28 protein-coding genes and 1 pseudogene are annotated in these 24,834 nt (G+C 60.4%); 3 read left to right on the top strand and 26 right to left on the bottom strand.

Going from position 1 to position 24,834, the window contains the following annotated elements; all coding sequences use genetic code 11:
• Position 1: 1 nt before the first annotated feature.
• The 5 genes from ccmE to ccmA all read right to left on the bottom strand — a co-directional run bounded on the left by ccmE (position 2) and on the right by ccmA (position 2,762).
• A complete protein-coding gene (gene ccmE / locus ACIPL2_RS18330) occupies positions 2–457 on the bottom strand; it encodes a cytochrome c maturation protein CcmE (protein ID WP_401358369.1) in 456 nt (151 codons plus the stop codon).
• Positions 454–630, bottom strand: a complete 177-nt coding sequence (gene ccmD, locus ACIPL2_RS18325) for a heme exporter protein CcmD (protein WP_008145547.1) — start codon at positions 628–630, stop codon at positions 454–456. Before ccmD ends, ccmE begins: the two co-directional genes overlap by 4 nt.
• A complete protein-coding gene (locus ACIPL2_RS18320) occupies positions 627–1,382 on the bottom strand; it encodes a heme ABC transporter permease (RefSeq protein ID WP_059407538.1) in 756 nt (251 codons plus the stop codon). The genes ccmD and ACIPL2_RS18320 overlap by 4 nt, the downstream gene beginning before the upstream one ends.
• A 79-nt stretch (positions 1,383–1,461) precedes the next feature.
• Complete coding sequence (gene ccmB / locus ACIPL2_RS18315) at positions 1,462–2,130, bottom strand: heme exporter protein CcmB (protein WP_401358368.1); 669 nt, start codon at positions 2,128–2,130, stop codon at positions 1,462–1,464.
• Positions 2,127–2,762 carry a cytochrome c biogenesis heme-transporting ATPase CcmA gene (ccmA, locus tag ACIPL2_RS18310; RefSeq protein WP_401358367.1) on the bottom strand — a complete coding sequence of 212 codons (636 nt, stop codon included), beginning with the start codon at positions 2,760–2,762 and terminating at the stop codon, positions 2,127–2,129. The genes ccmB and ccmA overlap by 4 nt, the downstream gene beginning before the upstream one ends.
• Positions 2,763–2,959: 197 nt before the next feature.
• On the opposite strand from ccmA, the gene ACIPL2_RS18305 reads away from it, so the two are divergent.
• Together ACIPL2_RS18305 and ACIPL2_RS18300 are read left to right on the top strand one after the other, a co-directional pair.
• Positions 2,960–4,534, top strand: coding sequence for a flagellar hook-length control protein FliK (locus tag ACIPL2_RS18305; RefSeq protein ID WP_401358365.1), 1,575 nt, complete (start codon positions 2,960–2,962; stop codon positions 4,532–4,534).
• On the top strand, positions 4,531–4,860 hold the full coding sequence (locus ACIPL2_RS18300) for an EscU/YscU/HrcU family type III secretion system export apparatus switch protein (protein ID WP_401358363.1): 330 nt from the start codon (positions 4,531–4,533) through the stop codon (positions 4,858–4,860). Before ACIPL2_RS18305 ends, ACIPL2_RS18300 begins: the two co-directional genes overlap by 4 nt.
• A gap of 113 nt (positions 4,861–4,973) precedes the next feature.
• On the opposite strand, the gene ACIPL2_RS18295 is transcribed toward ACIPL2_RS18300, so the two are convergent.
• The 14 genes from ACIPL2_RS18295 to flhA all read right to left on the bottom strand — a co-directional run bounded on the left by ACIPL2_RS18295 (position 4,974) and on the right by flhA (position 19,339).
• Entirely contained in the window at positions 4,974–5,366 is a 393-nt protein-coding gene (locus tag ACIPL2_RS18295) for a DUF2802 domain-containing protein (RefSeq protein WP_059407543.1), read from the bottom strand.
• Positions 5,367–5,852, bottom strand: coding sequence for a chemotaxis protein CheW (locus ACIPL2_RS18290; RefSeq protein ID WP_131061597.1), 486 nt, complete (start codon positions 5,850–5,852; stop codon positions 5,367–5,369).
• Positions 5,853–5,925: 73 nt separating this feature from the next.
• Complete coding sequence (locus tag ACIPL2_RS18285; RefSeq protein ID WP_401358361.1) at positions 5,926–6,801, bottom strand: CheW domain-containing protein; 876 nt, start codon at positions 6,799–6,801, stop codon at positions 5,926–5,928.
• Positions 6,802–6,918: 117 nt separating this feature from the next.
• Positions 6,919–7,707, bottom strand: coding sequence for a ParA family protein (locus ACIPL2_RS18280; protein ID WP_401358360.1), 789 nt, complete (start codon positions 7,705–7,707; stop codon positions 6,919–6,921).
• A 39-nt stretch (positions 7,708–7,746) separates the two neighbouring features.
• Complete coding sequence (motD, locus tag ACIPL2_RS18275; RefSeq protein WP_401358358.1) at positions 7,747–8,637, bottom strand: flagellar motor protein MotD; 891 nt, start codon at positions 8,635–8,637, stop codon at positions 7,747–7,749.
• Positions 8,638–8,652: 15 nt separating this feature from the next.
• Positions 8,653–9,393 carry a flagellar motor protein gene (locus ACIPL2_RS18270; protein WP_401358357.1) on the bottom strand — a complete coding sequence of 247 codons (741 nt, stop codon included), beginning with the start codon at positions 9,391–9,393 and terminating at the stop codon, positions 8,653–8,655.
• Positions 9,393–10,523 carry a chemotaxis response regulator protein-glutamate methylesterase gene (locus ACIPL2_RS18265; protein WP_401358356.1) on the bottom strand — a complete coding sequence of 377 codons (1,131 nt, stop codon included), beginning with the start codon at positions 10,521–10,523 and terminating at the stop codon, positions 9,393–9,395. The genes ACIPL2_RS18270 and ACIPL2_RS18265 overlap by 1 nt, the downstream gene beginning before the upstream one ends.
• Before the next feature lie 49 nt (positions 10,524–10,572).
• Entirely contained in the window at positions 10,573–12,822 is a 2,250-nt protein-coding gene (locus tag ACIPL2_RS18260) for a chemotaxis protein CheA (RefSeq protein ID WP_401358355.1), read from the bottom strand.
• Between the two features lie 13 nt (positions 12,823–12,835).
• A complete protein-coding gene (locus tag ACIPL2_RS18255) occupies positions 12,836–13,624 on the bottom strand; it encodes a protein phosphatase CheZ (RefSeq protein WP_401358354.1) in 789 nt (262 codons plus the stop codon).
• Between the two features lie 22 nt (positions 13,625–13,646).
• On the bottom strand, positions 13,647–14,018 hold the full coding sequence (locus tag ACIPL2_RS18250) for a chemotaxis response regulator CheY (RefSeq protein ID WP_003183998.1): 372 nt from the start codon (positions 14,016–14,018) through the stop codon (positions 13,647–13,649).
• A gap of 168 nt (positions 14,019–14,186) precedes the next feature.
• Positions 14,187–14,927, bottom strand: a complete 741-nt coding sequence (gene fliA, locus ACIPL2_RS18245; protein ID WP_007975362.1) for an RNA polymerase sigma factor FliA — start codon at positions 14,925–14,927, stop codon at positions 14,187–14,189.
• Positions 14,924–15,754 carry a flagellar synthesis regulator FleN gene (gene fleN / locus ACIPL2_RS18240; protein ID WP_008001746.1) on the bottom strand — a complete coding sequence of 277 codons (831 nt, stop codon included), beginning with the start codon at positions 15,752–15,754 and terminating at the stop codon, positions 14,924–14,926. Before fleN ends, fliA begins: the two co-directional genes overlap by 4 nt.
• Before the next feature lie 115 nt (positions 15,755–15,869).
• Positions 15,870–17,198 (bottom strand): flagellar biosynthesis protein FlhF, encoded by a 1,329-nt coding sequence (gene flhF, locus ACIPL2_RS18235; protein ID WP_401358353.1) that lies wholly within the window; start codon positions 17,196–17,198, stop codon positions 15,870–15,872.
• A gap of 11 nt (positions 17,199–17,209) precedes the next feature.
• Positions 17,210–19,339: a flagellar biosynthesis protein FlhA gene (flhA, locus tag ACIPL2_RS18230; RefSeq protein ID WP_059407553.1), complete on the bottom strand. Its 2,130-nt coding sequence runs from the start codon at positions 19,337–19,339 to the stop codon at positions 17,210–17,212.
• A gap of 322 nt (positions 19,340–19,661) precedes the next feature.
• Between flhA and ACIPL2_RS18225 the strand changes: the two genes are divergently transcribed.
• Entirely contained in the window at positions 19,662–20,216 is a 555-nt protein-coding gene (locus tag ACIPL2_RS18225) for a cytochrome b (RefSeq protein WP_401358351.1), read from the top strand.
• A gap of 107 nt (positions 20,217–20,323) precedes the next feature.
• On the opposite strand, the gene flhB is transcribed toward ACIPL2_RS18225, so the two are convergent.
• The 7 genes and pseudogenes from flhB to ACIPL2_RS18190 all read right to left on the bottom strand — a co-directional run.
• Entirely contained in the window at positions 20,324–21,463 is a 1,140-nt protein-coding gene (flhB, locus tag ACIPL2_RS18220) for a flagellar biosynthesis protein FlhB (protein ID WP_401358349.1), read from the bottom strand.
• A 3-nt stretch (positions 21,464–21,466) separates the two neighbouring features.
• Complete coding sequence (gene fliR / locus ACIPL2_RS18215) at positions 21,467–22,252, bottom strand: flagellar biosynthetic protein FliR (RefSeq protein WP_401358348.1); 786 nt, start codon at positions 22,250–22,252, stop codon at positions 21,467–21,469.
• Between the two features lie 3 nt (positions 22,253–22,255).
• Positions 22,256–22,525, bottom strand: a complete 270-nt coding sequence (gene fliQ / locus ACIPL2_RS18210) for a flagellar biosynthesis protein FliQ (RefSeq protein WP_007948918.1) — start codon at positions 22,523–22,525, stop codon at positions 22,256–22,258.
• Entirely contained in the window at positions 22,522–23,280 is a 759-nt protein-coding gene (gene fliP / locus ACIPL2_RS18205; RefSeq protein WP_401358347.1) for a flagellar type III secretion system pore protein FliP, read from the bottom strand. Before fliP ends, fliQ begins: the two co-directional genes overlap by 4 nt.
• Positions 23,280–23,726, bottom strand: a complete 447-nt coding sequence (fliO, locus tag ACIPL2_RS18200) for a flagellar biosynthetic protein FliO (RefSeq protein ID WP_401358346.1) — start codon at positions 23,724–23,726, stop codon at positions 23,280–23,282. The genes fliP and fliO overlap by 1 nt, the downstream gene beginning before the upstream one ends.
• Positions 23,727–24,185 carry a flagellar motor switch protein FliN gene (gene fliN, locus ACIPL2_RS18195; RefSeq protein ID WP_008151080.1) on the bottom strand — a complete coding sequence of 153 codons (459 nt, stop codon included), beginning with the start codon at positions 24,183–24,185 and terminating at the stop codon, positions 23,727–23,729.
• Positions 24,186–24,255: 70 nt separating this feature from the next.
• A pseudogene (locus ACIPL2_RS18190) lies at positions 24,256–24,834 on the bottom strand (FliM/FliN family flagellar motor switch protein); the annotation flags it as partial.

Raw genomic sequence — 24,834 nt, 5'->3', positions numbered from 1 at the left:
ATCAACCCTCCTTCGCGGGTGTTGGGGCGGATTGACCACTGTCTTTCAAGGCTTTGGTCACTTCCGGCGGCATGTACTTCTCATCGTGCTTGGCCAGTACTTCGTCTGCCACCACCACGCCGTCGGCATTGATCTTGCCCAGGGCAACAATGCCCTGCCCTTCGCGGAACAGGTCCGGAAGGATGCCGCGGTAGCTGATGGTCACGGATTTGTTGAAGTCGGTGACGATGAATTTCACGTCCAGCGAGTCGCCGGAACGTTGCAGCGAACCTTTCTCGACCATGCCGCCGGCGCGGATCCGCGTGTCTTGCGGGGCTTCGCCATTGGCGATCTGGGTCGGGGTGTAAAACAGATTGATGTTCTGCTGCAGGGCGCTCAGGGCCAGGCCGACGGCAGCGCCGACCCCGACCAGGATCGCGAGAATGATGATAAGACGCTTTTTGCGCAGCGGATTCACTTGCCGTTCTCCCGGCGCAAACGACGCGCCTCTTGTTGCAGATACCGCTTGCGGGCCAGGATCGGCGCCGCCACGTTGAGGGCCAGCACCGCCAGGCAGATGCCATAGGCTGACCAGACATACAGGGCGTGATGGCCCATGGCGAGGAAGTCGCCGAATGAAGCAAAACTCATCGAACGGCCTCCAGACTGTTTTGTACTTCGGCCTTGACCCAACTGGCGCGAGCCTCGCGCTTGAGCACTTCAAGGCGCATGCGCAGCAACAGCACGGCGCCGAAGAAACAATAGAAACCCAGCGCCGTCAGCAGCAGTGGCAGCCACATTTCGGCGGGCATCGCCGGTTTTTCGGTGAGGGTGAAGGTCGCGCCCTGGTGCAGGGTGTTCCACCACTCCACCGAGTATTTGATGATCGGGATGTTGATCACGCCGACAATAGCCAGCACCGCGCAGGCCTTGGCGGCACTGTCACGATTGCTGATCGCATTGCCCAGCGCAATGAGACCGAAGTACAGAAACAGCAGAATAAGCATGGACGTAAGTCGCGCATCCCAGACCCACCACGAGCCCCATGTCGGTTTGCCCCAGATCGCCCCGGTGACCAGCGCCACGGCGGTCATCCAGGCACCGATCGGGGCCGCGCATTGCAGGGCAACGTCGGCCAGTTTCATCTTCCAGACCAGCCCGACGATGCCGCACACCGCCAGCATCACGTAGATGGACTGCGCCAGCATGGCGGCCGGAACGTGGATGTAGATGATGCGAAAGCTGTTGCCTTGCTGGTAGTCAGGCGGCGCGAAGGCCAGGCCCCAGACCACGCCGACGCCGATCAGCAGCAACGCCGCGACGCTCAGCCACGGCAGTAATTTGCCACTGATGCCGTAAAACCATTTGGGTGAGCCGAGCTTATGAAACCAGGTCCAGTTCATTACTGTTTCCATCACGGTTGCTGCTCGTCATCACGAGTCAGCCAAGGGTCTTTACTGATCAAATTTTGACCAGACCTCATTATTCGCCGACGCTGATCTTCAGGCCAGCGGCTATTGCAAAAGGTGTCAGGGTTATCGCCAGGGCGGTCAGGCTACCAAGCCACAAGAGATAACCGGTCGCCGGCATCCCCTGCAAGGCAGCCTGCAAGGCGCCACTGCCGAGAATCAACACCGGGATGTACAGCGGCAGAATCAGCAACGCCAGCAACAGGCCGCCGCGCTTCAATCCCACCGTCAGGGCCGCGCCTACCGCACCGAGCAGGCTCAGCACCGGTGTACCCAGCAATAAAGAAAGCAGCAACACCGGCAGACAAGCGGTGGGTAAACCGAGCATCAACGCCAACAGTGGCGCGAGCAAAACCAGTGCCAGGCCGGAAAACGACCAGTGTGCCAGCACCTTGGCCAAAACCAGAAGAGCCAGGGGGTGCGGCGAAAGGACCCACTGCTCGAGGGATCCATCTTCGAAATCACTGCGGAAAAGCCCGTCCAGCGAGAGCAAAACCGATAAAAGGGCCGCTACCCAGACCAGTCCCGGAGACAAGGTTTGCAACAATTGAGACTCGGGTCCGACCGCCAACGGGAACAGCGAAACCACAATCGCGAAGAATACCAGCGGATTGGCCAGCTCCGCAGGACGGCGGAACAGCAAACGAGCCTCACGGGCGACCAACAGGCCGAAAACACTCATACGGCCCAGTTCCCCAGATCAATCTCGCGGTAGCTGGCCGGCATCCGGCTCAGCGTGTGGTGAGTGGTCAACACCACCATGCCGCCGCGTTCACAGTGCGCGGCCAGGTGTTCTTCGAGTTGCGCCACGCCTTGTTTGTCGAGGGCGGTGAACGGCTCGTCGAGGATCCACAGCGGCGGACTGTCCAGATACAACCGCGCTAACGCGACGCGACGTTGCTGGCCGGCGGACAGGGTGTGGCAGGGAACATCCTCGAAACCGCGCAGCCCGACAGCCGCCAGCGCTTGCCGGATCGCCTCATGAGAGGCCGGTTGATGCAGGGCGCAGAGCCAGCTGAGGTTTTCCTCGGGCGTCAGCAAATCCTTGATCCCGGCGGCATGACCGATCCACAGCAGATTGCGCGCGAGTTCGCTGCGTTGTTCGTTCAACGGCTGGCCATTGAGCAGCACTTGACCGGCCGTCGGCTGCATCAACCCGGACAACAAGCGCAGCAAACTGGTCTTGCCGCTGCCGTTGGGGCCACTGATTTGCACCATTTCGCCACTGGCCAGTCTCAATTCGAGATTTTCGAAGAGCAGCCGAAGGTCTCGCTCACAGGCGAGGGCAACGGTTTGCAGGACAGGACTGGTCAAGAGATCACGGGCCTTTAAGGTTCAAGTCGGCAGTGGAGCGGCCGTTAAAGCTATGCAGGATAAATGCATTGGCGGCCCGTTCTAGGGAGCTGGATCAAGTATTTGAAATGTTTTCAGCGCCCCGGCTACAACGGGGCGGCATTATACATGCCACGCCCCGCTCTAAAGAGGGCAATTTCCTCAGGTTGTGACCGCGTATGACAGGCGAAATGAACATCCTCCCGCTCCCGCCGACCGTGCCTGCGACTTCTCGTCCGCAGACGGTCAGCGGCGAATTGCTCAAGCTGCTGACGCCAATGGAGGGCCTGATCAGCGCCGGTCAGACCGCCAAGGCCGAAGTGCTATCGCTGAAGCAGGCGGATCAGACCTTTCAACTGTTGCTCAAAGTTACCCTCGACAGCGGCCGCCAGACCACGGTCCAGGCCACCAGCACGCAGCCGCTGCCTCAGGGCACCAGCCTTGCGATCACCCAGCCGTCGGCGGGCAACCTGGCCATCACCGTGCAACAGGCCATCGCCTCCAGCGTCGCCACCCTCACCCGCCTCGACACATCGCAATTACCCGTCGGTACCCTGTTGCAAGGCAAAGTACTGACCTCCCAGGTGTTGCCGCAAGTGCCGGGCCAGCCCACGGTGTTTCGTTCGATGGTGAGCCTGCTCAATACTGCGTTGAGCGGCAGTACGCTGAGCATCGACAGCCCGCAGCCACTGCGCATCGGCACATTGTTGAGCGCGCAGGTGCAGGACAGCCAGACGTTGAAATTCGTGCCGTTGAGCAGCCGTCAGGAGCAATTGGCGGTGACCCAGCAATTGGTCAGCCAACAGAGCCGCCAAGGCTCGCTGGACGGCCTGCTCAAACTCCTGCAAAACCTGCCGGCCTCAAGTCAGACTTCCAGTGACCTGCGCGCTGCCGTCGACAAGTTGCTCTCCGGCCTGCCTGATGTTCAGCAGCTCAGCACGGCAAAAGGCCTGGCCCTGGCGTTGGCCAATAGCGGCGTGTTCCTGGAAAGCAAACTGCTCGCCGGACAGAACCCGACGCTGACCCCGGACATGAAGGGCGATCTGCTCAAACTGATCGCGCAACTGACGCCGGGGCTGCCGGCCAACAGCAGTTTCAACGCAATCATTGCCGCCAATACCCTGGCCCAGGCGATGCCAAGTTTTGTCCGTAACGCCCTCGGCATGCTCGGGCAGGTCAGCGCCAAACCGTCGCCGACCAGTTTCCCGCTGCCCGAGCGACTGTTGCAGAGCTCGGACGACGAAGGCGACCTTGAGCACCTGCTACGCCTGGCCGCCGCCGCGGTTTCTCGCCTGCAAAGCCATCAATTGTCGAGCCTGGAACAAACTGGCGTTACCAGCGACGGGCGGCTGATGAGCACCTGGCAACTGGAAATCCCGATGCGCAATTTGCAGGACATCGTGCCGTTGCAGGTCAAGTTCCAGCGCGAAGACGCCCCCGAGAAAGAACCGCCAAAAGAACGCAATGAGGAACGCCCACCCAAACAACAGCTGTGGCGGGTCGAGCTGGCGTTCGACATGGAGCCGCTGGGGCCGTTGCAGATTCAGGCGCAATTGATCAAGGGCAGCCTCTCCAGCCAGCTCTGGGCCGAACGGCCGTACACCGCCAGCCTGATCGAAAACAACCTGGCCGCACTGCGCCAACGCCTGTTGGCATCCGGGCTGAACGTCGGTGACATCGATTGCCACCTCGGCACACCGCCCCAAGGGCCCCAAACCAGCCTCGAACAACGTTGGGTCGACGAAACAGCATGAAAAACCCCAATACCCCGCGCCAGGCCATCGCCCTCAAATACGACGGCACCCACGCCCCTACCCTCACGGCAAAAGGTGACGAGGAACTGGCCGAAGCCATTCTGAAAATTGCCCGCGACTGTGAAGTGCCGATCTATGAAAACGCCGAGCTGGTGAAACTGCTGGCACGGATGGAATTGGGGGAGAGTATCCCGGAGGAGTTGTACCGCACGATTGCCGAGATCATTGCGTTTGCGTGGAATTTGAAGGGCAAGTTTCCGCAGGGGCAGGATCCGGATGCGCCGAGGGTCGAGAAGGATGTGACCGAGCGTGGGGATGATTATTGAGTTGGGTTGTATGTAAAAAGATCGCAGCCTCGTTGCACTCGACAGCTCCTACGGGGTGTACGCCATCCCATGTAGGAGCTGTCGAGTGCAATGAGGCTGCGATCTTTTGATCTTCAGTTCTTGTGCAACTTGCTCATCAATTCCGCCTCAGCTTGGGTCAATCCGCAGGACTGAGTCAGTTCATCGACGCTCGCGCCCATCCCCACCAATCGCGCCGCCTGGGCAAACGACAGGCTCGACGGGTCACGCTGTTCCAGCTGCGCCAGTTTGTCCGGCAACGGCCCGACCACCGCGCGCAGTTCGTGCAGATCTTCACCCATGCGCACGTTGCCGCTCTGGTAGTTGTCAACGCGCTTGGCCAGGTCCTTGATGCGCTGATCGCGCAGCGCATCGCCCTCGGCCTGTTGCGCCGCGATCACACGCTGAGCGCGGATGTACGACACAAACATCGCCAGCGTGCCTGCCCAGAAGAGGAACAGGACAATAACCGCCACCTCAAGAATCAATCAGATGTTCTCCAGGTCCGACCATTCTTCTTCGCTCATCATCTTGTCCAGTTCGACCAGGATCAGCAATTCGTTGTTCTTGTTGCACACGCCTTGAATAAACTTGGCGGACTCTTCGTTACCGACGTTTGGCGCGGTTTCGATTTCCGACTGACGCAGGTAAACCACTTCGGCCACGCTGTCGACCATGATCCCGACCACTTGCTTGTCGGCTTCGATGATGACGATACGGGTGTTGTCGCTGATCTCGGCATTCATCAGGCCGAAGCGCTGTCGGGTGTCGATCACGGTGACCACGTTGCCGCGCAGGTTGATGATGCCCAGCACGTAGCTCGGGGCACCCGGGACTGGAGCGATTTCGGTGTAACGCAGGACTTCCTGAACGCGCATCACGTTGATGCCGTAGGTTTCATTGTCCAGCTTGAAGGTCACCCATTGCAGGATCGGATCTTCAGAACCCTTTGCAGACGACGCCTTATCATTCATACCCTGACCCCTCGAAAAACCGCCCTAGCGGTGTGTGTTCTGTGCGACGGCACTGGATGCCGTCGCGTGTTTGTTATGTCGGTTTGTGAGCCGGCTTGATGCTGCTCAGGTGCTTGGCCCCGCCGCTGGCGATCAACTCGGCCAGCGCCGAAACGTCGAGCAACGCACACATGTGTTCAATCACCGTGCCCGCCAGCCATGGCCGTTGACCTCGATGACTTCTCCATTTGATTTCGTTGGGGTCCAGGCGCAACGAGCGGCTGACCTGATGCACCGCCAGCCCCCACTCGTAGCCCTGAACCGATATGACGTATTGCAGGCCCTGGCGGAAATCGTCGCGATAACGATCAGGCATGACCCAGCGCGCGGTATCCAGCACTTTCAGGTTGCCGGCCTGGCTCGGCAGGATCCCGAGGAACCATTCCGGCTGGCCGAACAGCGGCGTAAGTTCGTGACCGGCCAGGGAATAAATCGAACCCAGGCACACCAGCGGCACCGCCAGGGTCAACCCGGCGACATCGAACAACAGGCATTCGAACGGTTCGGCAGCCCAGGACGGACGGCCATCGGTTTCCACCGGTGGCGGCGTGTTGCTCGGCGGCAGATGGACTTCGACCACCGGTGGCACCAGGGCTTGCAGCAGCGGTGCGATGGTCGATACCGGCGCAAGAATGGGCGCTGGCGCTTCGATGACTGCAACCGGTGCTTGCGCGACGACTGGCTCGGCGCCAGCGTCAGGTTTCTGCGCATCCCGCGCCTGCTCTTCGAGCACCGCGGCCTGGAACTCGTCCAGCGCAGCTTCAGCCTCGACCGCTTCGACTACCTCGATCACTTCAGCAACCGCTTCGACTTCCAGCGGCAACGCTTCAGTCGCCTCCATCAGCAAGCTGTCCAGATAAGACTGGAGCGCTAACTGCGGACGCGAAGTGGTTTTTACCGGCCGATTCATACGCCCGCCCCTGTAGGAGCGAGGCTCGCCCGCGAAGAACGAATACGCGGTTTAACTGTGGAGACCGTGTTGCGGCCTTCGCGGGCAAGCCTCGCTCCTACGGGATTTGTGTTCATGTCAGGCCACCTGCGGGACAAGTTGTGCCGCCAACAGGTGCTTGAGCAGCGCGCGGTAGGCGAGAACGCCACGGCTTTTGCCGTCGAATTGCGAAGGCGTCACGCCGGCACGGCTGGCGTCACGCAAGCGCGTGTCGACCGGGATATAACCCTGCCAGATTTCTTCCGGGTACTTGTCGCGTAACACTCGCAACGTCCCGAGGGACGCCTGGGTACGGCGATCAAACAACGTCGGCACGATGCTGAACGGCAGCGCCTGTTTGCGTGAGCGGTTGATCATCGCCAGGGTGTTGACCATGCGCTCCAGGCCTTTGACGGCCAGGTGTTCGGTCTGCACCGGGATCACCAGCTGCTGGCTCGCCGCCAAGGCATTGACCATCAGCACGCCGAGCAACGGCGGGCTGTCGATCACGGCGTAATCGAAGTCCTGCCACAACTGCGCCAGACTCTTGGCGATCACCAGGCCCAAGCCACTCTGGCCCGGCGACTGACGCTCAAGGGTCGCCAGCGCGGTGCTCGACGGCAACAGGGAAATACTCTCGTGACTGGTGGGCATCAACAACTGCCCGGGCAAGCCTTGCGGCACGCTGCCCTTGTGCAGGAACAGGTCGTAGCTGCTGTGTTCCAGGGTGTCGGGGTCGTAACCGAAATAGCTGGTCATCGAGCCGTGTGGGTCGAGATCGACCACAACCACGCGCTTGCCCGCCTCGGCCAGTAAACCGGCTAAAGCGATAGAGGAAGTGGTTTTACCAACACCACCCTTTTGATTGGCAACGGCCCAGACTCTCATTCGGATTGTTCCACCCGGTCGGGTCGACCGGGAAATAGCTCAACGTATTAATGCGGGTGACGGAGAATTGACGGCGCTCTCTCGTACCGGCGACTTGACCGGGGTAGGTGCAGTTTGTGTGCCAGCACGCTTCAACGCGGCGTCCGGTTTCGCATTGGCGGTTCCGGTACCGGTGAGGCTGCGGCGTACATCGAGATTTCGCGACACCACCAGCACCACCCGACGGTTGCGCGCACGGCCTTCTGCCGTGGCGTTATTGGCCACCGGCTGGAATTCGCCGTAGCCCACCGACGCCAGCCGACCGGGGTTCACACCCTGCATCGCCAGCATGCGCACGATGCTCGCCGAACGGGCCGAGGACAGTTCCCAGTTGGTCGGGTACTGCGAGGTGCGGATCGGTTGATCGTCGGTGAAACCTTCGACGTGAATCGGGTTATCGAACGGCTTCAGAATCGCCGCGACCTTGTCGATGATATTGAACGCGATGTCGCTGGGCATGGCGTCGCCGCTGCCGAACAACAGGCTGGAATTGAGTTCAATCTCGACCCACAGCTCGTTGCCGCGCACGGTCATCTGGTTAGAGCTGATCAAGTCACCGAACGCCGCACTGATGTCATCGGCAATGCTTTTCAGCGGATCGCTGGCACCGGCAATACCGGCGTCAACCTGCTCGGCATCCTTGACCAGCGGCTTGGCCGGGGTCACGGTCTTCGGCCGCTCGTCGCCGATCGGAATCGGTTTGAGCGCGCGATCGGTATCGGTGAACACGCCGATCAACGCTTCCGAGATGACCTTGTACTTGCTTTCATTGATCGAAGAGATCGAGTACATGACCACGAAAAAAGCGAACAGCAAGGTGATGAAGTCGGCGTAGGACACCAGCCAACGCTCATGGTTTACGTGTTCTTCAGGTTGCCGGCGACGTGCCATGGTCCATGTCTCCCATCAATCCATGAAGCCCTGAAGCTTCAACTCGATAGAGCGAGGGTTTTCACCTTCGGCGATCGACAGGATGCCTTCCAGCAACATCTCGCGATAACGCGACTGGCGCAGCGCGACGGACTTGAGTTTGGCGGCAATCGGCAGCAGCACCAGGTTGGCACTGGCCACGCCGTAGATGGTGGCGACGAAGGCTACGGCGATGCCGCTGCCCAGTTGCGATGGATCGCCAAGGTTGCCCATGACGTGAATCAGGCCCATTACCGCACCGATGATGCCGATGGTCGGCGCGTAGCCGCCCATGCTTTCGAAGACTTTGGCGGCTTCGATGTCGCGGCTTTCCTGGGTGTAGAAATCCACCTCGAGGATGCTCCGGATCGCTTCCGGCTCGGCGCCGTCCACCAGCAATTGCAGGCCTTTGCGCGAGTAGTTGTCGGGTTCGGCGTCGGCCACCCCTTCCAGACCCAGCAGACCTTCCTTGCGCGCGGTCAGGCTCCAATTGACGACGCGATCGACGCCGCCGGCCAGGTCCACACGGGGTGGAAACAGGATCCAGGCCAGAATCTGCATGGCGCGCTTGAACGCGCTCATCGGCGATTGCAGCAGTGCTGCGCCGATGGTCCCGCCGATCACGATCAACGCTGCCGGGCCGTTGGCCAGGGCGCCGAGGTGACCGCCTTCAAGGTAGTTGCCGCCAATGATCGCGACAAACGCCATGATGATCCCGATAAGGCTTAGAACATCCATCAGATGCAAGCCTCGACCAGATGCTTGCCGATGTCGTCCAGGCCGTACACCGCGTCGGCGAGTTCGGCTTTGACGATGGCCATCGGCATGCCGTAGATCACGCAGCTGGCTTCATCCTGGGCCCAGATCGAGCTGCCGCCCTGCTTGAGCAGACGCGCGCCTTCGCGACCGTCGGCGCCCATGCCGGTCAACACCACCGCCAGAACTTTGTCACCATAGGACTTGGCCGCCGAACCGAAGGTGATGTCCACGCACGGCTTGTAATTCAGACGCTCATCGCCGGGGAGGATTTTCACCGCGCCACGGCCGTCGATCATCATTTGCTTGCCACCCGGCGCCAACAGCGCCAGGCCCGGACGCAGGATGTCGCCATCCTCGGCTTCCTTGACGCTGATGCGGCAGAGCTTGTCCAGACGCTCGGCGAAGGCCTTGGTGAAGGCGGCCGGCATGTGCTGGATCAACACGATCGGTGCCGGAAAGTTGGCCGGCAATTGCGTCAGGACCCGCTGCAGCGCAACCGGACCGCCAGTGGATGTACCGATGGCGACCAGTTTGTAGGCTTTGCGTTTCGGCGCGGGCGACGACGGGCTGGCCGCGTGCGTACGCGTCGGCAGCGGCGCAGGTGCCGGACGTGCAGGCGCACTGCTGCCATAACTGCCGACGCTTGAAGGCGCAGGCGTCGGAGCGGGTGCAGCGACAGGAGCCGGGGCAGCGTAGGCGCTGACTCGGCGGTTGCTGCGCGAAATGCTCAGAATCTTCTCGCACAGCAGTTGCTTGACCTTCTCCGGGTTGCGGGAGATGTCTTCGAAATTCTTCGGCAGGAAATCCACCGCGCCAGCGTCCAGCGCATCCAGGGTGACCCGGGCGCCTTCGTGCGTCAGCGAGGAGAACATCAACACCGGGGTCGGGCAGCGCTGCATGATGTGCCGCACCGCCGTGATGCCATCCATCATCGGCATCTCGTAGTCCATGGTGATCACGTCTGGCTTGAGGGCCAGGGCCTGATCAATCGCCTCTTTTCCGTTGGTCGCCGTGCCGACGACCTGGATATTCGGATCCGCTGAAAGAATTTCCGAGACGCGGCGGCGGAAAAACCCCGAATCGTCCACCACCAGGACTTTGACTGCCATAAACACTCCGTTAGACGGAGCGAGGCTCAGTCGCCCCGCTCCACCAGAATCAAATACGCCGTGCGGCGTAACGCTTGAGCATGCTCGGAACATCGAGAATCAGCGCAATGCGGCCGTCACCGGTGATGGTGGCGCCGGACATGCCCGGGGTTCCCTGGAGCATTTTGCCCAATGGCTTGATGACCACTTCTTCCTGGCCCACCAACTGGTCGACGACGAAGCCGATCCGTTGAGTGCCCACCGAAAGGATCACCACATGGCCTTCACGCTGCTCTTCGTGAGCGGCGGAGCTGACCAGCCAGCGTTTGAGGTAGAACAAAGGCAGCGCCTTGTCCCGCACGATCACCACTTCCTGGCCGTCCACCACGTTGGTGCGCGACAGGTCGAGGTGGAAGATCTCGTTGACGTTCACCAGCGGGAACGCAAACGCCTGGTTGCCGAGCATGACCATCAGCGTCGGCATGATCGCCAGGGTCAACGGCACCTTGATGACGATCTTCGAGCCCTGGCCCTTGGTCGAGTAGATGTTGATCGAGCCGTTGAGCTGGGAAATCTTGGTTTTCACCACGTCCATGCCCACGCCACGACCCGACACGTCGGAGATCTCGGTTTTGGTCGAGAAGCCTGGCGCGAAAATCAGGTTGTAGCATTCGGTGTCGCTCAGGCGATCAGCGGCATCCTTGTCCATCACACCGCGTTTTACCGCGATCGAACGCAGGACGTTCGGGTCCATGCCTTTGCCGTCATCGGAGATCGACAGCAGGATGTGGTCGCCTTCCTGTTCGGCGGCGAGAATGACCTTGCCACCGCGGGACTTGCCCGAGGCTTCGCGTTCTTCCGGCGACTCGATGCCGTGGTCGACCGCGTTGCGCACCAAGTGGACCAGCGGGTCGGCCAGGGCCTCGACGAGGTTCTTGTCGAGGTCGGTTTCTTCGCCGACCAGTTCCAGGATGATCTCTTTCTTGAGCTGGCGAGCCAGGTCGCGAACCAGGCGCGGGAAGCGCCCGAAGACTTTCTTGATCGGTTGCATCCGGGTCTTCATGACCGCGGTTTGCAGGTCGGCCGTGACCACGTCGAGGTTCGACACGGCTTTGGACATGGCCTCATCGGCGCTGTTGGCACCCAGGCGCACCAGGCGGTTACGCACCAGCACCAGTTCGCCGACCATGTTCATGATTTCGTCGAGACGCGCGGTATCGACCCGCACAGTGGTCTCGGCTTCGCTGGCCGGTTTTTCCGGTGGCGGCGCAGCCGGGGCACGGGCCGGAGCCGGTGCGGCAGCGGCAGCCGGTTTCGGCGCTTCGGCTTTTGGCTCGGGCGCTTTCGCAACGAGTTTCGGTGCAGCAGCTTTCGCCACTGGCGCCGCAACAGAAGAGGCCGCCGAACCGGTGCCGACTTCAGTGAACTTGCCTTTGCCGTGCAATTCGTCGAGCAGCGATTCGAACTCGTGATCGGAGATCAGATCGCCGCCCACCGCTGCTGCGGTCGGTGCGGCCGGTGTCGGTACCGAAGCAATCGCCGATTCCAGCGCATCGACCGCAAAGTTGCCTTTGCCGTGCAACTGATCGAGCAGTGCTTCGAACTCGTCGTCGGTGATGTCGGAGCTGTCGCCTGGCGCTTTCGGGGCTGCAGGAGCTGCTGGCGCCGGGGCCACCGCATCGACCGCAAACTGGCCTTTGCCGTGCAGTTGATCAAGCAACGACTCGAACTCGGCATCGGTAATTTCGTCGCTGCCAGCGGCATCGCCGGCAGGCGGCGGCGCAACGACTGGCGTCGCTTCGGCTTGTGCCTTGACGGCATTCAGCGAGTCCAGCAGTTGTTCGAATTCGTTATCGGTGATGTCGCCCGATTCGCTTTCAGCAGTCGGTTCTTCGACCACTTCAGCGACCGGAGCCGCTTCATCAGCCGTTTGCGGCTCGGCCAGACGGGCCAGGGCTGCAAGCAATTCAGGCGTGGCAGCCGTGACCGGGCTGCGCTCGCGGACTTCGGCAAACATGCTGTTCACCGCGTCCAGCGCTTCGAGAACCACGTCCATCAGTTCCGAGTCGACGCGTCGCTCACCCTTGCGCAGGATGTCGAACACGTTCTCGGCGATGTGACAGCACTCCACCAGCTCATGGAGCTGGAGGAAGCCGGCGCCCCCTTTTACAGTGTGAAAACCGCGAAAAATTGCATTGAGCAGGTCCGCATCATCCGGTCGGCTTTCAAGCTCGACCAGCTGTTCGGACAGTTGCTCTAGAATCTCGCCGGCCTCAACCAGGAAATCCTGAAGGATCTCTTCATCGGCGCCGAAGCTCATGTATGGGGTGCTCCTAGAATCCAAGGCTGGAAAGCAAATCGTCTACATCGTCCTGACCGGACACAACGTCTTCTCTTTTATCGGCATGAATCTGCGGACCTTCACCCTGAGAGAGATGTTTTTGCGGATCTTTTTCTGCCAGCATCGCTTCACGGTCATGTTCGATGCCCGCAAAGCGGTCCACCTGACTGGCCATAAGCACGAGCTTGAGCAGGTTGCTTTCAACTTCGGTGACCAACTGCGTCACGCGCTTGATTACCTGACCGGTGAGGTCCTGGTAATCCTGGGCGAGCAGGATGTCGTTAAGGTTGCTCGACACCACGCGATTGTCTTCGCTGCTGCGTGTCAGGAAACCGTCGACTCGCCGCGCCAGTTCACGGAACTCTTCAGCTCCGACTTCGCGACGCATGAACCGTCCCCAATCGGTGCTCAAGGCCTGGGCTTCAGTGCTCAGGCTGTTGACCAGCGGCGTGGCGTTTTCCACCAGGTCCATGGTGCGGTTGGCCGCCGCCTCGGTCAGTTTGACCACATACCCCAGGCGCTCGGTGGCGTCCGTGATCTGTGACACTTCCTCGGCTTGCGGCATGTTCGGGTCAATCTGGAAATTGACGATCGCACTGTGCAGCTCGCGAGTGAGCTTTCCCACTTCCTGGTACAGGCCGCGGTCACGGGTCTGGTTGAGCTCATGGATCAGTTGCACAGCGTCGCCGAACTTGCCTTTTTCAAGGCTTTCGACCAGTTCGACGGCGTGTTTTTTCAGGGTCGACTCGAAGTCACCCTGTGAAGATTCGATATGCTCCATAGCTTCCCCGTGGCGCAGTTGCTCAACCGATGCGTTCGAAAATCTTCTCGATTTTTTCTTTCAACGCCTGGGCCGTGAAGGGTTTGACCACATAGCCGTTTACACCGGCCTGGGCCGCTTCGATGATCTGCTCGCGCTTGGCTTCAGCGGTCACCATCAGCACGGGCAAGTGCTTGAGCTTTTCATCGGCGCGCACGTGGCGCAGCAAGTCGATACCGGTCATGCCAGGCATGTTCCAGTCCGTTACCAGAAAGTCGATGCTTCCGCTGTTGAGAACCGGAATGGCGGTTGTGCCATCGTCAGCCTCGACCGTGTTGGTGAACCCAAGGTCACGCAACAGGTTTTTTATGATCCGCCGCATCGTTGAGAAGTCATCAACGATGAGGATTTTCATGTTCTTGTCCAATTCGACCTCCAAGCAGTCTTAAACGCGCCCAGCACCTGGACGCGCCATTTCAATCAATCCGGCAAAGCACTCAATGACTGTCTGGAGCACAACAGATCGAGACCGGCGCAGTTTCAACACCACACCAGCCACGTTCGCAGTGTCCCCACACTGCCTTCAGCGCGCTCGCCACTCCCCCAAACGCCCCCGCAAACGGGCCGCGCACTGGCTGTGTAACTGGCTGACCCGAGATTCGCTGACTCCCAGGACTTCGCCGATTTCCTTGAGGTTCAACTCTTCGTCGTAGTACAGCGCCAACACCAGTCGCTCACGCTCCGGCAAATTGGCAATCGCGTCCGCCAGCGCCGCCTGGAAGCGTTCATCTTCCAGATCGCGTGACGGCTCCGTATGTGCACTCGCGCCATCCTCGTGCAGCCCTTCGTGTTCGCCGTCCTGCAACAGATCGTCGAAACTGAATAACCGGCTGCCCAGGGTGTCGTTCAAAATCCCGTAATAATCGTCGAGACTCAATTGGAGTTCGGCCGCAACTTCGTGATCTTTAGCGTCACGACCGGTTTTAGCTTCAATCGAGCGAATGGCGTCGCTGACCATCCGGGTATTGCGGTGGACCGAACGTGGCGCCCAGTCCCCCTTGCGCACTTCATCGAGCATCGCGCCGCGGATGCGGATGCCCGCGTACGTCTCGAAACTCGCGCCTTTGCTGGCGTCGTATTTGGTCGACACTTCAAGCAGGCCGATCATCCCGGCCTGGATCAGGTCTTCGACCTGGACACTGGCCGGCAGACGCGCCAGCAAGTGGTAGGCAATGCGTTTAACCAGTGGCGCGTAACGCTCGATCAGCTCGTACTGCGCGTCACGTGCCGATTTCTTGTAGAGGTTGTAACCGCTGGCTGTCATAGCACCGGTCCTGCCGTTTGTTGCACGAGGCGCTCGACGAAAAACTCCAGGTGCCCACGCGGGTTGGCCGGCAGTGGCCAGGTATCGACCTTCTGCGCAATCGCCTTGAACGCCAGCGAGCACTTGGAACGCGGGAACGCTTCATACACGGCGCGCTGCTTCTGCACGGCCTTGCGCACGCTTTCGTCGTACGGCACCGCACCGACGTATTGCAAGGCAACGTCGAGGAAGCGATCCGTGACTTTGGTCAACTTGGCAAACAGGTTGCGACCTTCCTGCGGGCTCTGGGCCATGTTGGCCAGGACGCGGAAGCGGTTCATGCCGTAATCGCGGTTCAGCAGTTTGATCAGTGCGTAGGCGTCGGTGATCGACGTCGGTTCGTCACACACCACCAGCAAGACTTCTTGCGCGGCGCGAACGAAACTGACCACCGAATCACCAATGCCCGCCGCGGTGTCGATCACCAATACGTCGAGGTTGTCGCCGATATCGCTGAACGCCTGGATCAGGCCGGCATGTTGAGCCGGGCTCAAATGAACCATGCTCTGGGTACCGGATGCGGCCGGGACGATGCGGATGCCGCCAGGGCCTTGCAACAACACGTCGCGCAGCTCACAGCGGCCTTCGATCACGTCGGCCAGGGTACGTTTGGGTGTCAGTCCCAGCAGAACGTCGACGTTCGCCAGCCCCAGATCGGCGTCCAGCAGCATCACGCGCCGGCCGAGCTCCGCTAGAGCCAGGGACAAGTTCACTGACACGTTAGTCTTCCCGACGCCACCTTTGCCGCCGGTCACCGCGATCACCTGTACGGGATGCATGCTGCCCATGAATTTCTTTACCTTGTCTTACTTAGACGGAGGCCACATTACTGGCTGCGCGTTCACAAACGGAACAATGCATGGCAGACCATCGATGTAGGTACAAAAACTGTTCATTAATACCTCAGCCAACCTGCTTGGTCGGGCTGTGGTAAATATCAGCGAACATGTCAGCCATGGCTTCTTCGCTGGGTTCTTCTTGCATTTGCACGCTTACGGCGCGACTGACCAACTGATGACGACGCGGCAGATGCAAATCATCCGGAATCCGCGGGCCATCGGTCAGGTAGGCCACCGGCAATTCATGACTGATGGCCAGGCTCAACACCTCGCCCAGACTTGCCGTTTCATCCAGTTTAGTCAGGATGCAGCCAGCAAGCCCGCAGCGTTTGTAACTGTGATAAGCGGCGGTTAGAACCTGTTTCTGGCTGGTGGTTGCCAAAACCAGATAATTTTTCGATTTGATGCCACGACCGGCCAGGCTTTCGAGCTGCATCCGCAGTGCCGGATCGCTGGCCTGGAGGCCCGCGGTATCGATCAGCACCACGCGTTTGCGCAGCAAGGGTTCCAGCGCCTGCACCAGGGACTGGCCCGGGTCGACGTGGGTCACAGAGACGTTGAGGATGCGCCCCAGGGTCTTGAGTTGTTCCTGGGCGCCAATGCGATAGCTGTCCATGCTCACCAGCGCGATGTTCTGCGCGCCGTACTTGAGCACGTAACGGGCCGCGAGCTTGGCCAGCGTGGTGGTCTTGCCCATGCCGGCAGGGCCGACCATGGCGATCACACCGCCCTCTTCCAGCGGCTCGACTTCCGGGGTGGCGATCATCCGTGCCAGGTGCGCCAACAGCATCCGCCAGGCCTGACGAGGTTCTTCAATATCACTGATCAGTGCCAGCAGGTCCCGCGACAACGGGCCGGACAGGCCAATGCGTTGCAGGCGGCGCCAGAGGTTGGCCTGGGCCGGACGGCTGCCTTGCAGCTGATTCCAGGCCAGCGAGCCCAGCTGCACTTCCATCAATTCACGCAGGCTATTGAGTTCGAAACGCATTGAGTCGAATGCACGCGGGTCGACGCCATTCGACGCTGGCGCAGGAGCCGGCGCAGGACGACGCGGTTCGGCGTAGGTCGGCTCGATCAGCGGTTCGGCGGCGGTCAGCGGCAGGCCGGCGAACAACTGGCGATTAGTCGCCTTGTCGCTCTCGCCTTCGCTGCGCAGGCTCAGTTCGGCCTGGGCGGTGACGATCCGCGACTGGGTCTTGCGCAGCTCGTCTTCGAGTTCCATGTTCGGCACACGCGGCGCCAGCGCCGACAGCTTGTAATCCAGGGCAGCCGTCAGCTCGACACCACCGGCGATCCGGCGGTTGCCAATGATGGCGGCATCGGCGCCCAGCTCATCACGAACCAGTTTCATGGCCTGACGCATATCGGCGGCGAAAAAACGCTTAACTTGCATAAACCACTACCTCAGCCGTTGGGCCCTACTGTCGCAACGATGGTCACTTGCTTGTTGTCAGGAATTTCCTGATACGCCAACACGTGCAAACCCGGGACTGCCAGTCGGCCGAATCGCGACAACATCGCGCGAACCGGACCGGCCACCAGCAGAATCACCGGTTGACCTTGCATTTCCTGACGCTGCGCCGCATCGATCAACGAGCGCTGCAACTTCTCAGCCATGCTTGGCTCCAGCAGAACGCCCTCTTCCGAGCCTTGTCCTGCCTTCTGAAGACTATTGAGCAATATCTGTTCCAACCTTGGCTCCAGCGTGATCACAGGGAGCTCGGAGTCAGTGCCTACAATGCTTTGGACGATAGCGCGAGATACGCCGACGCGCACGGCGGCCACCAACGCGGCAGTATCTTGACTCTTGTTGGCATTGTTGGCGATCGCCTCGGCGATGCTGCGAATGTCCCGTACCGGTACTTGTTCGGCCAGCAGCGCCTGCAACACCTTGAGCAGTTGCGACAACGACAGCACGCCCGGCACCAGTTCTTCCGCCAGTTTCGGCGAGCTTTTGGCCAGCAATTGCATGAGTTGCTGCACTTCCTCGTGGCCGATCAGCTCACTGGAGTGTTTGTACAAAATCTGGTTCAAGTGGGTGGCCACGACCGTACTGGCATCGACCACGGTGTAACCGAGCGATTGCGCCTGCGCACGCTGGCTGATTTCGATCCAGACCGCCTCCAGGCCGAAAGCCGGATCTTTGGCGGTAATGCCGTTCAACGTACCGTAGACCTGTCCCGGGTTGATCGCCAGTTCGCGGTCCGGGTAAATCTCGGCTTCGGCCAGGATCACGCCCATGAGGGTCAGGCGGTAGGCGCTCGGCGCCAGGTCGAGGTTGTCACGGATATGCACCGTCGGCATCAGGAAGCCCAGGTCTTGCGAGAGCTTCTTGCGCACGCCCTTGATCCGCGCCAGCAATTGACCGCCCTGGTTGCGGTCCACCAGTGGAATCAGGCGATAACCGACTTCCAGGCCAATCATGTCGATCGGGGTCACGTCGTCCCAGCCCAGTTCCTTGGTTTCCTGGGCGCGGGCCGGGGACGGGAGCATTTCCTGCTGACGCTTGATCTCTTGCAGGGCCTGGACCTTGACGGTGTTCTGCTTCTTCCAGAACAGGTACGCACCGCCCGCCGCCAGCGCCGCCATGCTCAGGAAGGAGAAATGCGGCATGCCCGGCACCAGGCCCATGACCGCCATCAAACCCGCTGCCACCGCCAACGCCTTTGGCGAAGCGAACATCTGGCGATTGATCTGCTTGCCCATGTCTTCGGAACCGGAAGCACGGGTCACCATGATCGCGGCCGCTGTCGATAACAACAGTGATGGCAATTGCGCCACCAAACCGTCACCGATGGTCAACAGCGCGTAGACCTTGCCGGCATCGCCGAAGGTCATGCCGTGCTGAAAGATACCGACCGCCATGCCGCCGATCAGGTTGATGAACAGAATCAGCAGGCCGGCGATGGCGTCACCGCGAACGAACTTGCTGGCACCGTCCATGGAACCGTAGAACTCGGCTTCCTGGGCCACTTCCATCCGGCGCAGTTTGGCCTGGTTCTGATCGATCAGGCCGGCGTTCAAGTCGGCGTCGATGGCCATCTGTTTGCCGGGCATCGCATCGAGGGTGAAACGCGCGCTCACCTCGGAAATCCGCCCGGCACCCTTGGTCACCACGACGAAGTTGATGATCATCAAAATCGCGAAGACCACGATACCGACCACGTAGTTGCCGCCGATCACCACCTCACCGAAGGCCTGGATCACCTTACCGGCGGACGCGTGCCCATCCTGGCCGTGAAGCATCACCACCCGCGTCGAAGCCACGTTCAACGCCAGTCGCAACAGCGTCGCCACCAGCAGAATGGTCGGGAACACCGCGAAATCCAGCGGGCGCAAGGCGTAGACGCAGACCAGCAGGACGACAATCGACAGCGCAATGTTGAACGTGAAAAACACGTCGAGCAGGAACGGCGGGATGGGCAACATCATCATCGCCAGCATGACCAGCAGCAACAACGGCACGCCCAGATTGCCCCGACTTAAATCGGCAACGTTTGTGCGAGCACTGTTGAGTAACTGAGAGCGATCCACCGGTTTTCCCCGTTCCTTTAAAGCAAACTTTTGACGCCTGAAGCAGGCGCAAAGCGGCTACTGCAAGAAGCCTTCCAACTTTTGCCGGGGGGTTAAACAGTCGGGGGGATTTGTGTTGGCAGTACCGGCCCCATCGCGAGCAGGCTCGCTCCCACAGGGGAACGCATTCCAATGTGGGAGCGAGCCTGCTCGCGATGGGGCCGGAACAGCCAACAAAAAATCTTGAGGGTCACAGCGTTCTGATGCCCTCCCTAATACCTCGTTAATGCCACCTCTGGACGATGAAAAATCGAGAAGGTCTGGAAAACAGGTAGAAAGAGAAATGCTGGAGACAAAACCCACGGAGTACACCAGCACCGCCAAATGGCTGCACTGGGGCATGGCGCTCGTCTGGATGACGAGCTGGACACTGGGCATTCTGGCCACCCACTGGCGTGATGAGCTGAACCCGCATCACGAACTGACCTTTCTGCACAAGGCACTGGCCAGCACCCTGCTCTTGATGATTGTCGTACGCGTTGCCTGGCGACTGAAGAACCGACCGCCAGCCCTGCCGGACAGCATGACGGCGGCGATGAAGCGCGGAGCCATGATTGGCCATGTTCTGCTCTACGCCATTGCCTTGATTGCCCTGCCCGTTTCCGGCTGGTACTGGAGTTCGGTCGCCGACAAACCCATTCTCGTGGCGGGCCTGTTCTTCCTGCCGCCACTGGTTGATCCCGATCCAGATCTCTACGACCTGGCCAAGTACATTCATACCTGGACGTCGTGGTTCTGCGGCGCGTTGGTCGGTGGGCATCTGTTGATTGCGTTGAAACACCAACTGATCGACAAGGACAACATCCTGGCCGGGATGCTGCCGAAGATCAGGCGTTGAGTTGAATTGGGGTTGGCGCAAGAAAAAAGATCGCAGCCTTCGGCAGCTCTACAGGGAAACGCATTCCAATGTGAGCTGCCGCATGCTGCGATCTTTTGATTTTCGAATCAGGCATCCCGGCGCAAATCCGGCGGAATCGGCAGATCATCCTTAAGCGGATCCGGTCGTTTGCCTTTACCGGCGCGGTACTGCCGAATCTGGTAGACATACGCCAGCACCTGCGCCACGGCCAGATACAACCCACCCGGAATTTCCTGCTCCAGCTCCGTGGAGTAGTAAATCGACCGCGCCAGCGCCGGTGACTCCAGCAGCAGCACATTATTCGCCACTGCAATTTCACGCATTTTCAGCGCCAGGAAATCACTGCCCTTGGCCAGTAGCACCGGAGCAGCGCCCTTGTCCGGGTCGTACTCTAGCGCCACGGCGTAATGGGTCGGGTTGGTGATGACCACGTCCGCGTCGGGCACCGCCGCCATCATCCGCCGCTGGGACATTTCGCGTTGCAGTTGGCGGATTCGTTGTTTGACCTCGGGGCGTCCTTCCTGGTCCTTGTGCTCGTCGCGCACTTCCTGCTTGGTCATCTTCAGTTTCTTGATGCTTTCCCAGAGCTGGATCGGCACGTCCACGGCGGCGATGATGATCAGCCCGCAAGCCATCCACAAGGTGCTCCAGCCGACCACTTGCAGGCTGTGAATGATCGCCATGTCCAAAGGTTCGTGGGCGATGCGCAGCAGGTCGTCAATGTCCGAGGACAACACCACCAGGGCGACAAACAATACGATGAAAAACTTTGCCAGGGCCTTGAGCAATTCCGCTATGGCCTTGGACGAGAACATTCGCTTGAGGCCAGCACCGGGGTTCATGCGGCTGAACTTGGGCGCCATGGTGCCGGCGGAGAACAGCCAGCCACCCAGAGAAATCGGGCCGATCAACGCGGCGAGCAATAAGGTGATCATCACTGGCTGAATCGCCAGCAAGGCAATCTGCCCCGAGTGCAGCAGGTAGGTGCCCATGGAGCGCTGATCCAGCAACACCTCCCGCGACAGCGTGAAGTTCAGGCGCATCAGCTCCATCAATTCCTGCGCCAGCGCCCCACCAAAAATCAGCAGCCCACCGGCACCGGCGAGCATGATCGCCAGGGTATTGAGCTCTTTGGAGCGGGCAATCTCACCCTTCTCACGGGCGTCCTTTTTCTTTTTGTCCGTGGGGTCTTCTGTTTTGTCCTGACCGCTTTCGCTCTCAGCCATGACTCAGCGCGCCTTTGCCAGTTCGCGTAGCCACTGCAAGGCTTCGGAAGCCAGCGGTTGGTACTGATTGATGATGTCCGCCAGCCCGACCCAGACGATGAACAGCCCGAGCACCAGGGTCAGTGGAAAGCCGATGGAGAAGATGTTGAGTTGCGGCGCCGCCCGGGTCATCACGCCAAACGCGATGTTGACCACCAGCAGCGCGGTGATTGCCGGCAGTACCAGCATCAGCGCCGCCCCGAGAACCCAGCCGAGTTTGCCAGCCAGCTCCCAGAAATGATTGACCATCAAACCACTGCCCACCGGCAGCGTGGTGAAGCTTTCGGTGAGGACTTCGAAGACCACCAGATGGCCATTCATGGCCAAGAACAGCAGCGTCACCAGCATGGTGAAGAACTGCCCGATTACCGCCACCGACACGCCGTTGGTAGGGTCGACCATGGAGGCGAAGCCCATGCCCATCTGGATCGAGACGATCTGCCCGGCAACCACGAAGGCCTGGAAGAACAGCTGCAAGGAGAAACCCAGCACCGCGCCGATGAGGATCTGCTCGGCAATCAGCAGCAACCCGCTCAAGTCCAGCGCATTGACCGGCGGCATCGGCGGCAGGCCGGGCGCAATCACCACGGTGATCGCCAGGGTGAAGTAAAGACGTACGCGCCTGGGCACCAGGGTCGTACCAAATACCGGCATGACCATCAGTAGTGCGCCGACGCGAAACAGCGGCAACATGAACGTCGCCACCCACGTACTGATCTGGGTATCGGTCAGCTGCAGCAGCGACGGCATGGTTTAGCCAATGACCTGAGGAATGCTGCCGTACAACTGCAGGATGTATTCCATGAAGGTCTGCACCAGCCACGGCCCGGCAACGATCAGCGTCACCAGCATCACCAGCAGGCGCGGCAGGAAGCTCAGTGTCTGTTCGTTGATCTGCGTGGCCGCCTGAAACATCGCCACCAGCAAGCCCACGAGCAAACTCGGAATCACCAGCACCGCGACCATCATGGTGGTCAGCCACAGCGCTTCGCGAAAGATGTCTACGGCAACTTCTGGCGTCATGGCGAGACACCGCCGAAGCTGCTCGCCAGTGTGCCGATGATCAACGCCCAGCCATCCACCAGCACGAACAGCATGATCTTGAACGGCAGGGAAATGATCAGTGGCGAGAGCATCATCATGCCCATGGCCATCAGCACACTGGCCACGACCAGGTCGATGATCAGGAACGGAATAAAGATCATGAAGCCAATCTGGAAGGCGGTTTTCAGCTCGGACGTCACGAAGGCCGGCACCAGAATCGTCAGCGGCGCCTGATCCGGCGTGGCGATGTCGGTACGTTTTGAGAGGCGCATGAACAGCTCAAGATCGCTGCTGCGCGTCTGCGCGAGCATGAAGTCCTTGATCGGTACCTGAGCCTTGGCCACGGCATCCTGAGCGGTGAGTTTCTCTGCCAGATACGGTTGCAAGGCGTCCTGGTTAACCCGGTCGAACACTGGCGCCATGATGAACAGGGTCAGGAACAGCGCCATGCCGGTGAGGATCTGGTTCGACGGTGTCTGCTGCAAGCCAAGGGCCTGGCGCAGGATCGAGAAGACGATGATGATCCGGGTGAAACTGGTCATCAGCATGACGAACGCCGGGATGAAACTCAGCGCGGTCATGATCAGCAGGATTTGCAGGCTGACCGAGTATTCCTGCGCACCCTGTGCGTTGGTGCCCAGGGTGATGGCCGGGATCGACAACGGATCGGCGGCGAACGCCAGCGGCGCGGCCAGCATCAGGACCAGCGTCAAGACGATGCGTAACGCAGCCATTACTTCTTATCCTTATGATCCTTGCCGAGCATCTCCAATAGACGCTGGGCAAACTCCGGAGTCGCTTTTTCAGTACTGCTCGGCACTTGCACCGGCTCCTTGAGCACATGCAACGCGGTGATGGAGCCGGGGCTGAGGCCGAGCAAGATCTGCTCGTTGCCGACTTGCACCAGCATCAATCGGTCACGCGGGCCCAGCGCACGAGAGCCGATCAGTTCGATCACCTGCCCCTTGCCGGCCGGCCCGGCCTGCTGGACCCGGCGCAGCAGCCAGGCGAGGAGGAAGATCAACCCCAGCACCAGCAGCAAGCCGAACACCAGTTGCGTCAATTGCCCGGCCACGCCGCTGCTGACGGCCGGCGCAGCGGCAGCCGTCGCCGTTGTCACCGGCTCGGCAGCCAGAACGCTCAACGGCAGCGCCAACACAAAGCCCAGAACCTTTTTCACTTAGCGCAGCTTCTTGATGCGTTCGCTTGGGCTGATCACGTCGGTCAGGCGGATGCCGAACTTCTCGTTGACCACCACCACTTCGCCGTGCGCGATGAGCGTGCCGTTGACCAGCACGTCCAGCGGTTCACCGGCCAGGCGGTCGAGCTCGATCACCGAACCCTGGTTGAGTTGCAGCAGGTTGCGGATGTTGATGTCGGTGCTGCCGACTTCCATGGAAATCGATACCGGGATATCGAGGATCACGTCCAGGTTCGGACCGTCCAGGGTGACCGGATCGTTGTTCTTCGGCACGCTGCCGAACTCTTCCATCGGCAGACGGTTGGACGGCGAGCTGGCGGCATCGGCGGCCAGCAAGGCGTCGATGTCGTCCTGCCCGGCGTCACCGGTTTCTTCCAGGGCCGCAGCCCATTCATCGGCCAGCGCCTGGTCGTCCTGGGTGTTCATATCGTTAGCCATCAATTTGTCCTCGGCGGGCGACCATTCAATTAGAAGCGGTCAGTCAAAAAGCGAATGTGGGAGGCGCCGCTCAGCGGCGCTCGATCGGCTCGATCACTTGCAACGCGAGGTTGCCTTTGTGCGAGCCCATCTTGACCTTGAACGCAGGCACGCCGTTGGCGCGCATGATCATTTCGTCCGGCATTTCCACCGGGATAATGTCCCCCGGCTGCATGTGCAGGATGTCCCGCAGGCGCAACTGGCGACGGGCGACGGTGGCACCGATCGGCACGTCGACGTCGAGCACGTCCTGGCGCAAGGCGTTGACCCAGCGCTCGTCCTGATCGTCGAGGTCCGACTGGAAACCGGCGTCGAGCATTTCGCGCACCGGCTCGATCATCGAGTACGGCATGGTCACGTGCAGGTCGCCGCCACCGCCATCGAGTTCGATGTGGAACGTGGAGACCACAATCGCTTCGCTCGGGCCGACGATGTTGGCCATCGCCGGGTTCACTTCCGAGTTGATGTACTCGAAGTTCACTTCCATGATCGCCTGCCAGGCTTCCTTCAAATCGACGAAGGCCTGCTCCAGCAACATGCGCAAAACTCGAAGTTAGTTCGTCGAGAAATCACACCAATCAAACAAAGCTAGAAGGCCCACGCAGACGAA

It is taken from the genome of Pseudomonas sp. NPDC086251, assembly GCF_044746405.1.
Taxonomy (GTDB): Bacteria; Pseudomonadota; Gammaproteobacteria; order Pseudomonadales; family Pseudomonadaceae; genus Aquipseudomonas.
The sequence above is the reverse complement of the archived record's forward strand: the minus strand, read 5'-3'. Positions and strand labels throughout refer to the sequence as shown.